Consider the following 13459-nt stretch of genomic DNA (forward strand, 5'->3'; position numbering starts at 1 on the left):
CGGAAAGAACTGTGTCGACCGACGACCTGCCCTTCGGCCTCGGCGTCTCGCTGTACTCGTACACCGACGACATCGGCGTCACCATGACCGTCGAGGAGTGCATCGAGGATGTCGCCGACCTCGGCGCCTCCGGCATCGAGATCCTGGGCGAGGGCCACATCCAGGACTACCCGAACCCGTCCACGGAATGGATCGACGCGTGGCACGCGCGCACCGAGCGGCTGGGCCTCACGCCCACGCTGTACGGCTCGTGGATCGACACCCGCCGCTTCCCGGGCCGGGACATGACAGCGGCCGAGGGCGCCGCGCAGCTGGAGCTCGATCTGCGCCTGGCCTCCCGCCTCGGCTTCTCGTTCGTCCGGCCCAAGATCGGCGTCATATCGGAGGACCTGCGCGTCGACCCGATCTGGCAGGAGGCCGTGGAGCGCAACCTGCAGCTCGCCGCCGACCTCGACATCGTGATCTGCCCGGAGATCCACTGGCCGACGGTGATCAAGTCGCCGGTGGTCGAGGAGTACATCGCCTTCAAGGAGCGCACCGGCTCTGACCATTTCGGGCTGCTCATCGACACCGGCGTCTTCGAGCTGTCGTCGTACCCCAGACGCGGCGGCAGCGCGTCCTTCCGGATGGGCGACGGGACGGCCCGGCCGCCGGTGGTGCCGTTCGTGCCGGTGTCGGACCTGGCGGACGTGATGGAGCACACCGTCTACTTCCAGGCGAAGTTCTACGAGGTGGACGACGAGCTCATCGACCACTACATTCCCTGGCGCGACATCATCGACGTGGTCGTCGACTCCGGCTACAGCGGCTGGCTGTCGAGCGAGTACGAGGGCCACCACGAGCCGTACCGCGCGCCCGACCAGCTGCGCCGCCAGCACGCCCTCATCCGCAGCATCGCGGCCGAACGCGCCGGGAGGAGCTGACCATGCCCAACGGACTCATCGACGAGTCGAGCCTGCGCGTCCACCCGGACGGCCTCGCGCTCTCGCTCACCATCCCCTGGTACCGCAGTCTGTGGCTGTCGTCGGTCTCGACGCTGCGGCTGACCCTCGACGGCGTCGAGGTGCCGGAGGGCGACCTGACGTTCGTGCTGGACGGCGTGCGCTACGCGGTCGCAGACCTCCCGCAGCAGAGCGACGTGCTCTGGTACCTGCAGTCGCATCCGCTGCTGATCGTCCGCCGCGACCCGGCCGTCGCGCTGGGCGAGACGCACGAGGTCGAGCTGCACGGCGAGCTCCGGCTGCCGTACATGCAGATCGCGCCGGGAACCGACGGCGGCCCCGGCGTCTACGTGCCGAACGTCGTGCACCAGCGGCTGGTGCTGACCGCGACGGATCGTGATGCGGCGCCGCCCGCGCTGGTCGGCGACGTCCCTGCGGTCCCGGCGGCGACCGAGCACGATCCCTTCACGCTCGGCCTCACGCTCTACTCGGCCAGCGCGGAGTTCCGGGCCGGCTGGTACGACTTCGACAGCCTCCTCGACCGCGTCGCGGAGCTCGGCATCGGCCCGGGCATCGAGATCGTCGCGTCGCAGATGCTCCCGGCGTATCCGGCGCTCTCCGACGATTTCGTCTCGAAATGGCGGGCCGCCTTCGACCGGCACGGCTTCGACGCCAGCTCGTTCGGCGCCAACCTCGACATGGGCAAGCGGCGCGACCGCGACATGACGCCCGATGAGGAGTTCGAGGTCAGCGAGCTGCTGTTCCGGGACGCCAAGACGCTCGGCTTCCCGCTGGTGCGCATCCAATCGGCGAAGCCCGAGCTGCTGCGGAGGCTGCTGCCCGTCGCCGAAGAGCTCGACTTGAAGCTGGCGTACGAGATCCACGCCCCGATGGGACCGAACTCGCCGGAGATCATGAAGGTGCGCGACGTCTACGCCGAGCTCGACTCCCCGCTGCTCGGCTTCGTCGCCGACTTCTCGTCGACGATGCACAGCATGTCGCCCACGCTGCTGCGCGCGGTGCGCCGCGCCGGGCTGGACGACGAGGCGGTGCAGCGCCTGCAGGACATCTGGGCGACGGACGCGCCGATGCGCGCACGTCAGGAGGAGTTCATCCAGTACCTGCGCGGTCGCGACTTCGACCCCGGCCGCCTGGGCGCCTTCGCGCACCTCGCCTTCAACATGCACGGCCACGTCGACCCCCGCGAGTGGGCGGACATCATGCCGCAGATCCTGCACGTGCACGCCAAGTTCTACGACATCGACGAGCACGGCCAGGAGCCCGCGATCGACTACCCGGAGCTCGTGAGGGTGTTCGTCGAGGGCGGCTACCGCGGCTACTGGTCGAGCGAGTGGGAGGGGCACGCGTTCGCCGAGCTGGGCGAGGTCGACCCGCTCCTGCTGGTGCGGAAGCAGCACGACCTCATCCGCAGCTCGATGCGTGCGGTGACGGCCCCGGTCTGAGGAGCGGATGAACCAGGAGATTGCGGACGTGGTCCGCGGGAGTCTGCGCGGGGCCGTCGACGTCAGGGAGTCCGACAGCGGTCTGACCCCGTTGCGATTGCCGGCGAGGGCGCTCGGTCAGGCCGACTCGGATTGGATGCGGATCGCCGCGGAGCAGGCCTCCGGTGTGCGGTGCGAATTCGAGACGGCGGCTACCTGGATCGAGCTGACGGTGGAGACGACCGGGCTGTACCTGCCCTGGCTGCCCGACGACGTGCGGTGGGCGGTGTTCTCCGCGACCATCGACGGCGAGGCCGTGGGCGATGCACGGGTGACGGGCGGAGCGGAGCTGCATCTCGGCGAGCCCGGCGGAACCCGGTTCGTGGCGGGCGAGCCGGCCGTCGTGCGGTTCGAGCTCGGAGGGACAGGCGAGAAGGAGCGCCGGGTCGGCGTATGGCTGCCTCAGACCGAGATCGTCGAGATCCGCGACGTGCGCGCCGACTCGCCGCTCCGGCCGGCTGCGCCGAGCGGTCAGCTGCGCTGGTGGCATCACGGCAGTTCGATCAGCCACTGCATCGAGGCGGAGACACCTCTCGGCGTGTGGCCGGTCGCTGCGGCGGAACGGCTGGGCATCGAGGTCACCAATCTCGGCTTCGCCGCGAACGCGCACCTCGATCAATTCACGGCACGGGCGATGCGCGATTCGGGTGCGGACCTGTTCAGCCTGAAAGCCGGCATCAACATCGTGGGCGCCGACACGATGAAGCGGCGGACGTTCGTCCCCGCCGTCCACGGCTTCCTCGACACGATCCGCGACGGTGCTCCGACGGCCCCGATCCTCGTGATCTCACCGATCATCTGCCCGATGCACGAGGACACGCCGGGCCCGACGGTGACCGACCCCGTGACGGGCGAGCGGCGCGGAACGCCGATCGAGACGCCCGACGTGTTCGACGCGCCGCTCACCCTGCGTTCGGTCCGCGAGATCCTGCGCGACATCGTCCAGACCCGTTCCGCGGAGGATCCGGCCCTCTTCTACCTGGATGGGCTCGAACTCTTCGGGGAGGCCGATCTCGGCGAGCTGCCCGACGGGCTGCACCCGAGCCCGGCCGGGTACCTGCTGATGGCAGACCGGTTCGCGGGGTCGTCGGTCGTCTCCGACTGGATCGCCGCCGCCGGGAAGCATGCCGGCCCGGCCGTCGAGGCCGGACAGCCGACGGTCACCGCGTGAGGAGCCGACCATGACCGACACCGACTTCGACATCCGCTCCCTCCCGTTCCCCGAGGCCCTGCGGTGGCTGCGGGAGCATGGCGAGCCGCGCGATCCCCGGCCCGACATCGACTCGGCGGCGCTCATCCGCCGCTTCCCGCGCCTTGCCGGCGTTCGGACCCGCGAGCTCACGATCGACGCTCCGCACGGCCCGCAGCCGGCCCGCGCCTATCGTGACGAGACCGCGGAGGCATCCGGTCGCGGGCTCGTGTGGGTGCACGGCGGAGCCTTCATCGGCGGCCACCTCGACATGCCCGAGTCGAACTGGGTGGCGCTCGAGCTGGCCGCGCGGGGGATCCCCGTGCTCGCGGTCGACTACACCAAGTGCCTCGGCGATGTGCACTTTCCCGTTCCCTCGGACGACGTGCTCGCCGCGTGGCGGTATGCGCGCGCGAACAGCGCCGAGTTGCTGGGCGTGGATCCGGACACGCTGCTGCTCGGCGGCGCGAGTGCGGGAGGCAACCTGAGCGCTGGCGTGGTGGCGCGGCTGCGGGATGCCGGCGAGACGATGCCCGCCGGGCTCGCGCTCGTGTATCCGGCGCTCGATCCGGACGGCGCCCATCCCGGCGAGACCCCCGACCCGGAGTCCCCCTTCGCGCGGCTCTCGCTCAACTTCGCCGGCTCGCCGCAGGCGCTGCACGACCCGCACGCCTTCCCGGGTCTCGGTTCGATCGGCGGCTTCCCGCCCACGCTCGTGGTCGTCTGCGAGCACGACGGCCTGCGTCCATCGGGGGAGGCCTTCGCCCGGAGGCTCGCGGCTGCGGGCCGCGACAGCACACTCCACGTGGAGCCCGACGCCGACCACGGCCACATCAACGAGCCGTCGGATCCCGCCGCCTCGCGCACCCTCGCCGCCATCGCCTCCTGGATTGCCGGCCGCCGCTGACCTCCGCACGTGATTCCCCGGCCGAAGGGCGCATAGAGGCCCCTAAAACGCCGTTTTAGGGGCCTCTACGCGCCCCTCGGCGGCCCCTCGGCGGCCCCTCGGGCGCGCGGGAGGCCGCGGCTCAGCCGCGGACGCCGGCGGCGACGATCCGGCCCGCCTCCTCGAAGAGCCCGCGCATCCAGGTGTGCTCGGGGTCGTGGGTGTGCACGGGATGCCACCACAGGGCGTTGGTGATCGGCGTCGGCTCGAACGGCAGGCGGACGACCCGCACGGCGGCTGCCTGCTGGGCCAGCGGCAGCAGCGCCTTGTGGATGATGGCGATGCGGCCGGTGCCGGCGATGAAGTGGGGGATGGCGAGGAAGCTCTCGACCACGACCTCCACGTTCGGCTCGATGCCCAGCTGCTGCACCTGGCGCTCCGCCGAGGTGAAGGCGGACCGCGACTGGTAGTTCATGACCCACGGCAGCGTGGACAGCTCCTCGCGCGAGACCGAGTCGCCGACCTGTTCGTTCGTATCGGCGACGATCGCCGCCCACTCGTCCTGCCAGAGGTCGACGAAGGGCAGCTCGGTCAGGAAGCCGTGCGGGATCACCATGCCGTCCACCGAGCGCAGCCGGTTCGACGCGTCCTCGACCACGGTCGGATTGTGCAGCATGAACCGGAAGTGGACGCCGGGCGCCTGTGCAGCGGCGAGTTCGGACACCACGCGCCCGATGGTCGTGAAGCCGTAGTCGGATCCGAAGATCGAGAACTGGCGCACGGACTCGGACGGGTCCCAGGCGGCCTGGCTCTCGAACACCCGCCGCGCGGCCTCCAGCGCGATCGTCGTGTGATCGGCGAGCCGCAGGGCGAGCGGGGTCAATTCGTAGGTGTTGCCGCGGCGGGCGAGGATCGGGTCGTCGAAGTGGATGCGGAGGCGCGAGAGCGACGCGCTCAGGGCCGGCTGGCTCAGCCGGAGCCGCTCGGCGGCACGCGTGACGCTGCGCTCGGTGAGCAGAGCGTCGAGCGCGATCAACAGGTTGAGATCGAGCCGCGACATCAGCGGATAGTCGGTCACGACGGTGTGATCCTTTCCTCCTCGGTCCGGGCGATCTCACTATAACGACCCGGGTATCCATCGAGCTTATGTCTGGGATAAGCAGAAGCATCGTTGTTTATCTGCTTTAGCGCTGCAACACTCGAATTGCACCCGGAGGTCGGCGCAGTCGCCGCCCTCGCCGACAACGAAGTCTTGGAAGAGGTCAACCCGATGAAAACCACCCGCAGGAGCCGGAACGCTCGGCTCGCCTGGCTCGCCATTCCGGTCAGCGCCGGACTCCTCCTCGCCGGCTGCTCCTCGAGCGGAACCTCCTCCGGCAAGGAGCCCCAGACCATCACCTTCGCCTACGGCGCGGCGAACGACCAGGACAAGGCCGCCTACGACGGCATCGCCAAGGCGTTCGAAGCCGAGCACAAGGGCGTCACGGTCACGACTCAGAACCTGCCGGTCCAGAGCTACGGGACGACGATCTCCACTCGGGTGCAGGGCGGCAACGCACCGGACACGTTCACCGGAGAGGGCGGAACCGGCCAGTCGAACTCGATCCTGCCGTGGGCGAAGTCCGGGCTCGTGCTCCCGCTCGACGACCCGTCGATCGCGAAGAACATGCCCGACTCCGCGAAGAGCCTGTACACCTACAACGGCAAGATCTACGGCGTACCGATCGGCACCCAGCTGAACGGCGTCATCTACAACGACGAGCTCGCCAAGTCGATCGGCGTCAACATCGATGCGACGACCAGCCTCGACGACATCATCGCCCAGTGCGGCAAAGCCCGCGCGGCGGGCAAGACGATCTACGGTCTGGCCGGCTCGACCTTCCAGAACAACGGCATCCTCGCCGTCGCGCTCGCCACCTCCACGGTGTACGGCCCGAACAAGAACTGGAACGCCGACCGCGCCAAGAACAAAGTCACGTTCGCGGGCACCAAGGGCTGGACGACCGCGCTCGAGTCGATCAAGAAGATGTACGACGCGGGCTGCTTCCAGGACGGCGCGACGAGCGCCGGCTTCGACGCCCTGACCAACGGCGCATCGTCGGGCAAGATCCTCGGCTTCTTCGCTCCGAGCGCCGCAGCGGCGACGATCATGCAGGCCGCAGGCGGACACGTGAAGCTCATCGCGCTTCCCGTCGGTGCCCCCCAGGGCACGAAGACGTACCTCTCGCTGAGCTCCGACCAGGGCGTCACCGCCAGTGCCAAGACCAAGAGCCCGAAGCTCGCAACGGAGTTCCTGAGCTACATCATCTCGGACAAGGGCCAGGAGGCCTACTCCAAGCAGGTCGGGTCCATCCCGGTCAACGTCAGCGCGGACTCCACCCTGCTGCCGCAGTACGCGGGCATCAAGGACGAGATGGCGAAGGGCGACACGCGCGGCTATGCGCCGACCGAGTGGCCGAACGCCAAGGTCTACACCGACCTCGGCAACGGCGTGCAGGGCATCCTGACCGGTCAGATGACCGTCAAGCAGGTGCTGCAGCAGATGGACTCCGACTGGGGTTGATCCGCTGACCGGGCGGCCGGCCCCACCGGGCCGGCCGCCCGAACGGCGTAGAAAGGAACAAGTCGATGACGACGCAGTCAGAGGTGCGGACGATGACCACGAAGACGCAGATCCAAACACCGGTCGCGGTGCCGCAGCGCGCTGAACACCGCAAGCCGTACCGGGTGAAGCTCGGCGGCTGGTGGTGGGCGCTCCCGGCCCTCGTGCTGATGCTGATCGTGATCTACGCGACCACGGTCGCCGGCGGGTTCTTCGCCTTCACCAACTGGTCCGGACTCGGCCCGTTCGACTTCGTCGGCCTGCAGAACTTCGTCAAGATCTTCCAGACCCCTGAGCTCATCGGCTCGCTGTGGAACACCCTACTGCTGGCCTTCGGCTTCCTCATCTTCACCAACATCTTCGGCCTGCTCTTCGCCCTCGCGCTCAACCGGACCCTGAAGTCGCGGTACGTCCTCCGCACACTGCTGTTCATGCCGGTGGTCGTCAGCCCGATCGCCGTCTCGTACATCTGGAAGTTCATCTTCGACTACAACGGGCCGCTCAACCAGGCGATGACCGCCGTCGGCCTCCCCAAGCAGAACTGGCTGGCCGACCCGGGACTCGCCATCTGGTGCGTCCTCGTCGTGATGGTCTGGCAGAACATCGGCTTCGTCATGGTCATCTACCTGGCGGGCCTCGCGACCGTCCCGATCGAGATGGAGGAGGCGGCCGCACTCGACGGCGCGAGCACCTTCCGCCGCTTCCGGTACGTCGTCCTCCCGATGATCCAGCCGTCGGTGGCCATCGCCACGACGCTGACGCTCATCCAGGGCCTGCGGGTGTTCGACCAGGTCGTGGCCCTGACCGGCGGAGGCCCGGCGGGCGCGACCCAGACCCTCGCGCTCGAGGTCTACCAGCAGGCGTTCACCTACCAGCAGTTCGGCTTCGGCGCGGCTCTGGCCCTCATCCTGAGCCTGCTGATCCTGCTGTTCTCCCTCGCGCAGCAGTACGCGACGCGCGATCGCTCGCTCAAGGAGGCGTGAGCCGATGTTCCGCTACACCAAGAAATCCCTGGCGATCGAGGTCATCGTCCTCATCGCCGCCGTGATCATGCTGCTTCCGTTCTGGATCCTGCTGGTCGGCTCGTTCAAGACGCTTCCCGACATCCTGAGCTCGGCCGCGGTCGCGCCGCCGACCAGCCCGACGTTCGACAACTTCGTCCAGCTGCTCTCGCCCGCCTCGTCATCGTCGGGGAACATCTGGGCCGGCCTGGCCTCGAGCGTCATCATCACGACGGGCAGCATCCTGCTGCTGGTGGCTCTGGGTTCTGTGGCCGCGTACGGCATCGCACGCTCGACCAGCAAGTGGAGCCGCCGCTCGTTCTACCTCTTCCTGGTGGCCATCATCCTGCCCACTCAGCTCGGCACGCTGCCGCTCTACATCGGGGCGCGCGACGTAGGACTCGTCGGCAACCCCTGGGGCATGATCCTCATCTACACCGGGATGCTGATGCCGCTGTCGGTGTTCCTCTACGCCAACTTCTTCCGCAACCTGACCCCGGAGTACGAGGAGGCCGCGATCATCGACGGCGCCACCCGTTACCAGGTGTTCCGGAAGGTCGTCTTCCCGCTGATGTCGCCGGCGACCGGCACGGTCGCGATCCTCGCCGGCCTGATCGTCTGGAACGACTTCTTCACCTCGCTGATCTTCCTGAACGGCACCCCCTGGCAGACGCTGCCGGTCGTGATGTACAGCTACGTCGGGTCCCTCGTCTCGCAGTGGAACCTGATCTTCGCGGTCGTCATCGTGTCGATGATCCCGATCCTCGCGTTCTACGCCTTCGCGCAAAAGAAGTTCATCCAGGGCTACGCGGGCGGGCTCAAGGGCTGACCGTGCGATCCGAACCCCGTCGCGGACCCGATCGCGGGGACGGGACGTTCCTCAACCCCGTCCTGCCCGGCGACCGGCCGGACCCGTCGGTGCTGCGCGTCGGCGACGCGTTCTACCTGACGTACTCGTCGTTCGACGCGTCTCCCGGCCTGACGGTCTGGCGCTCGCCCGACCTCGTCAACTGGACGTTCGCGACCTGCGCGCTGGCCGCGCCGCACAGCACGGTGTTCGCGCCGGAGCTGGTCGAGCACGACGGCCGCTACTACATCTACTTCCCGTACATCCCGAGCGCGTGGTCGGAGAGCATCGCGGCGCCGGAGGTCTGGGTGGTGCACGCCGACAGCCCGGAGGGGCCCTGGAGCGAACCCGTCTTCACCGGGATCTCCGGCGCGATCGATCCGGGGCACATCGTCGGCGAAGACGGCGAGCGGTACCTGTTCGTGAACGGCGTGCGGCGGTGCCGGCTGAGCCCGGACGGCCTGCGGGCGGTCACGCCCCTGGAGCAGGTCTACGACGGCTGGCGCTACCCCGACGACTGGATCACCGAGGCCTACGCGCTCGAAGGGCCGAAGCTGTTCCGCCGCGGCGACTGGTTCTACCTGGTCAGCGCGGTCGGCGGCACCGGGGGCCCCGCCACCGGGCACATGGTCATCGTCGCGCGGTCGCGCTCGGTGCACGGCCCGTGGGAGAACGCGCCCCACAACCCGATCGCCCGCACGTGGTCGGCGGACGAGGCATGGTGGTCCCGCGGACACGCGACCCTCATCGACAGCGGCGACGACTCGTGGTGGATGCTCTCCCACGGCTACGAGAACGGGTACCGGACGCTCGGGCGGCAGGCTCTGCTCGAGCCGATCGAGTGGACGGAGGACGGCTGGCCGACGGCGCCCTCCAGCGACCTCGGCGCGCCGATCCGCAAGCCGGCCGACGGAGCGACGCCGGTCGCGGTGCCCGCGCCGTCCGACGACTTCGCGGCCGGGGCCTGGGGCGAGCGCTGGGTGTTCGACAACCCGGGCCGCGACGAGCTCGCCCGCGCGCGGTTCGACGATGGTCTCGTCCTGCGCGGCAAGGGGCACGGCCCCGCCGACTCCTCTCCGCTCACCACCTGGTCGATGGATCGCGCCTACGAGGTCGAGGTCGAGCTGGAGGTGCGCGGCGGCTCTGCAGGGGGCCTGCTCCTCTACTTCGACGACCGGCTGTTCTACGGGATGGGCTGGGACGGCGAAGCGATGCAGAGCTACGCCGGCGGCATCCGCACGCACTGGCGCGAACCCGCCGAACCCGGCGCGACGATCGAGCTGCGCCTGAGGAACGACCACCACATCGTCACCGGCTGGCACCGGCGGCCCAGCGAGGATCGGCCCAGCGAGGATCGGCCTCGCGAGGAGTGGACGCGGCACGGCATCCGCTACGACACCTCCGGCGCGCACTCGGCCACGATCAACGACCTCAAGAGCCTCCGCCCCGCGCTGTTCGCCTCCGGCGGCGGCGAGGTCGTCTTCCGGCGCTTCCGGTACCGGGTTCTCGAGGAGGCGGGGACATGACCGTCGACCTCGATGCGCTGATCGCGCGGATGACGTGGGAGCAGAAGCTCCTCCAACTGCAGATCGTCTGGCGACCGGACGCAGCCGAGCGCGAGGCGCTGCTGCGGCGCGGAATCGGCTCGACGTTCTGGCCGCCCAGCGCCGAGGAGGCCAACGAGGCGCAGCGGATCGCCGTGGAGGAGACCGAGCTGGGCATCCCGGTGCTGGTGGGCCTCGACGTGATCCACGGCCAGTTCACGATCTTCCCGACCCCGCTCGCCCAGGCGGCGAGCTTCGACCCGGCCGTCGCCGAGCTGGATGCGCGCGTGTCCGCCTCCGAGGCGCGGTCGGCCGGCGTCACGTGGACGTTCTCGCCGATGGTCGACGTGTCGCGCGACCCGCGCTGGGGACGCGTGGTGGAGGGGTTCGACGAGGACGCCTACCTCGCTTCGGTCTTCGCCGCTGCGAAGGTCGCCGGCTACCAGGGCCGGGCGCTCACCGCGGGCGACTCCGTCGCAGCCTGCCTCAAGCACTTCGTCGCGTACGGCGCGGGGGAGGCGGGCCGCGACTACAACAGCGCCGACGTGTCGGACCGCCGCCTGCGCGAGCTCTACCTCGAGCCCTTCCGGGCCGGGGTGGAGGCCGGAGCCGCGACCGTCATGGCCGCCTTCACCTCGCTCAACGGCACGCCGATGCACGCCGGCCGCGCACTGCTGACCGGCGTGCTCAAGGACGAGTGGGGCTTCGACGGCGTGGTCGTCGGCGACGCCGACGGGGTCGCGCAGCTGGTGCAGCACGGGATCGTTCCTGACGAGCGGGGCGCCGTCATCGCGGCGATCGAAGCCGGTGTCGACATCGTCATGGGCGGCACGGTCCTCGTCGATTCGGACGGGGTCGCGTTCGTCTCGCCCGACGAGCTCTCCGAGGAGCGGGTGGATGACGCGGTGCGTCGCGTCCTGCGGCTCAAGCAGCGGCTGGGACTGTTCGAGCACCCCTACGTGGACGCCTCGGCGGCATCCCACGGCACGACCGAGCGCTACCGCGACCTCTCCCGTCAGGCCGCCGAGCGCTGCACCGTGCTGCTGACGAACGGCGGCGCCCTTCCCCTTCCCGACCGCGGACGCATCCTGCTCGCGGGGCCGTACGCGCGCAGCCTCGACCATCTCGGAACGTGGGTCCAGCACTTCGCGTCGACTGTCCGCGAATCGCTCGCCGACGCCGTCGCCGCCGAACTGCCCGCGGTGGACTGGGACATCGTCGACGGCTGCGGCTTCTTCGACGCGACCGACGCCTCCCTCGGCGAAGCGGTTTCGCGTGCCGCGGACGCCGACCTCGTCGTCGTGGCGGTCGGCGAGCCCAGCCGGATCTCCGGCGAGGCGAGCTCGCGCGCCGACATCACCCTTCCGGAGGCGCAGCGGCGACTGATCCACGCGCTCTGCGACGCCGGAGCGCGCGTCGCCGTCGTGCTCGTCACCGGGCGGCCGCTCGTGGTGGAGGACTGGATCGATCGCGTGGATGCGGTGCTGTGCGTCTGGCACCTCGGCTCGGAGGCGCCCGCCGCCATCGCACGCACGCTCTCGGGCCGCGCCAACCCCGGCGGCCGGGTGCCGATGACCTTCCCGCGCGCGGTGGGGCAGATCCCGGTCCACTACGACCACGAGCGCACCGGGCGGCCGGCGCGCACCGGCAGGGCGCTGCTGCCCGAGACGATCGCGGAGTTCACCGGCCCCAACAACACCGACGACTACTACACGTCCAAGTTCCTGGACCTTCCGCTCGGCCCGCGCTTCGACTTCGGCCACGGCCTCAGCTACACGACGTTCGCGCTCGAGGGCTTCTCGCTCTCGACAGAGGCACTCACGGCCGACGAGCTGGATGCGGGCCTCCGCGCCGAGGTGACGGTCACCAACACCGGCGACCGCGCCGGCGACGACGTCGTGTTGCTCTTCGTCACGGACGAGGTCGCGTCGGTCACCCAGCCGGTGCGCCGCCTGCGCGGCTTCTCCCGCGTGACCCTCGCACCGGGCGAGAGCGCCGCCGTCGGGTTCCGGCTGGACGCCGATGACCTCCGCTTCTGGGCGGACGGCTCGCGGCGGGTGCTCGAGCCGGGCGAGTTCACCGTCACCGTCGGCGACGGCACGTCCGAGCAGCGGCTCGCACTGCGACTCGAGGAGGCCGCATGACACTCCCGCAGCTCCGCGACGTCGTCACCGGCAGCGTCCCCAACGCGATCATGCCGCTCTTCTGGCAGAAGGGCGGCCCGGTCGAGGCCGTCCGCGAGGAGATGGAGCGCATCGGCGACGCCGGGATCGGCGCGGTGATCCTGGAGGCCCGGCCCCACCCCGACTTCCTCGGCGAGGGCTGGTGGCGCGACGTGGATGCCGTGCTCGAGATCGCGCGCCGCCGCGGCATGACCGTGTGGTTCTTCGACGACGACACGTTCCCGACCGGTCACGCGGGCGGTGCGGTCGAGACCGCGCCCGCCGCGCTGAGGCGGCGCTTCCTGACCGAACGCCACACCGATGCGGTCGGCCCGGCGCGCGGCGCCTCCTTCATCGTGGAGCGGCGCAAGTTCTGGGGACCGGAGGCCGCTCAGGAGCCCGGGGAGCTGGTGCGGGTGGTGGCGTTCCGCCGCGCCGAGGACTCGGACCAGCTGATCGGCGACCCGGTCGACCTCACCGACCGCATCGTCGACGGGACGCTGTACTGGGACGTCCCGGACGGCTGGTGGCGGGTCTTCTTCCTGTCGGTCGCGGCCGGCGGCGGCAGCGAGCCGCACGCGAACCACATCGACTACCTGAATCGGGACTCGGTCCAGCTGCTCGTGGACGGGGTCTACGAACGCATCCGCGAGCGCTACGCCGACGAGTTCGGCACGACCATCGGCGGGTTCTTCAGCGACGAGCCCGGGCTCTACAACGACCCCGACACGTTCGACTTCGGTTCGGCGCTGGGCAAGCCCGTGCCCCTGTCGTGAAACGACGAA

General features: G+C 69.9%; 11 protein-coding genes. 10 read left to right on the plus strand and 1 reads right to left on the minus strand.

The window, feature by feature from the left end:
* Nucleotides 1-11 precede the first annotated feature (11 nt).
* Genes Q0Q23_RS07840 through Q0Q23_RS07855 form a run of 4 tightly spaced genes read left to right on the plus strand, consistent with a single transcriptional unit; the run spans nucleotide 12 to nucleotide 4539 of the window.
* Nucleotides 12-923, plus strand: coding sequence for a sugar phosphate isomerase/epimerase (locus Q0Q23_RS07840; RefSeq protein WP_295121742.1), 912 nt, complete (start codon nucleotides 12-14; stop codon nucleotides 921-923).
* A 2-nt stretch (nucleotides 924-925) separates the two neighbouring features.
* Nucleotides 926-2404 (plus strand): DUF6379 domain-containing protein, encoded by a 1479-nt coding sequence (locus Q0Q23_RS07845; RefSeq protein WP_295121745.1) that lies wholly within the window; start codon nucleotides 926-928, stop codon nucleotides 2402-2404.
* Between the two features lie 7 nt (nucleotides 2405-2411).
* On the plus strand, nucleotides 2412-3614 hold the full coding sequence (locus Q0Q23_RS07850) for a GDSL-type esterase/lipase family protein (RefSeq protein ID WP_295121747.1): 1203 nt from the start codon (nucleotides 2412-2414) through the stop codon (nucleotides 3612-3614).
* Between the two features lie 10 nt (nucleotides 3615-3624).
* Entirely contained in the window at nucleotides 3625-4539 is a 915-nt protein-coding gene (locus tag Q0Q23_RS07855) for an alpha/beta hydrolase (protein ID WP_295121749.1), read from the plus strand.
* A gap of 121 nt (nucleotides 4540-4660) precedes the next feature.
* Here the strand turns inward: Q0Q23_RS07855 and Q0Q23_RS07860 are convergent, their stop codons facing one another.
* Complete coding sequence (locus Q0Q23_RS07860) at nucleotides 4661-5596, minus strand: LysR family transcriptional regulator (protein ID WP_295121751.1); 936 nt, start codon at nucleotides 5594-5596, stop codon at nucleotides 4661-4663.
* 192 nt (nucleotides 5597-5788) lie between these two features.
* On the opposite strand from Q0Q23_RS07860, the gene Q0Q23_RS07865 reads away from it, so the two are divergent.
* The 6 genes from Q0Q23_RS07865 (at nucleotide 5789) to Q0Q23_RS07890 (ending at nucleotide 13450) form a co-directional block, all read left to right on the plus strand.
* On the plus strand, nucleotides 5789-7081 hold the full coding sequence (locus Q0Q23_RS07865) for an ABC transporter substrate-binding protein (protein ID WP_295121753.1): 1293 nt from the start codon (nucleotides 5789-5791) through the stop codon (nucleotides 7079-7081).
* 65 nt (nucleotides 7082-7146) lie between these two features.
* A complete protein-coding gene (locus tag Q0Q23_RS07870) occupies nucleotides 7147-8103 on the plus strand; it encodes a carbohydrate ABC transporter permease (RefSeq protein WP_295121755.1) in 957 nt (318 codons plus the stop codon).
* Between the two features lie 4 nt (nucleotides 8104-8107).
* Nucleotides 8108-8950, plus strand: a complete 843-nt coding sequence (locus Q0Q23_RS07875) for a carbohydrate ABC transporter permease (protein WP_295121756.1) — start codon at nucleotides 8108-8110, stop codon at nucleotides 8948-8950.
* Between the two features lie 2 nt (nucleotides 8951-8952).
* Nucleotides 8953-10494: a family 43 glycosylhydrolase gene (locus Q0Q23_RS07880; RefSeq protein WP_295121758.1), complete on the plus strand. Its 1542-nt coding sequence runs from the start codon at nucleotides 8953-8955 to the stop codon at nucleotides 10492-10494.
* Entirely contained in the window at nucleotides 10491-12656 is a 2166-nt protein-coding gene (locus tag Q0Q23_RS07885; protein ID WP_295121760.1) for a glycoside hydrolase family 3 N-terminal domain-containing protein, read from the plus strand. Before Q0Q23_RS07880 ends, Q0Q23_RS07885 begins: the two co-directional genes overlap by 4 nt.
* A complete protein-coding gene (locus Q0Q23_RS07890) occupies nucleotides 12653-13450 on the plus strand; it encodes a hypothetical protein (protein ID WP_295121762.1) in 798 nt (265 codons plus the stop codon). Before Q0Q23_RS07885 ends, Q0Q23_RS07890 begins: the two co-directional genes overlap by 4 nt.
* Nucleotides 13451-13459 lie beyond the last annotated feature (9 nt).

The sequence above is a fragment of the uncultured Leifsonia sp. genome, from assembly GCF_945957465.1.
Lineage (GTDB): Bacteria > Actinomycetota > Actinomycetes > Actinomycetales > Microbacteriaceae > Leifsonia.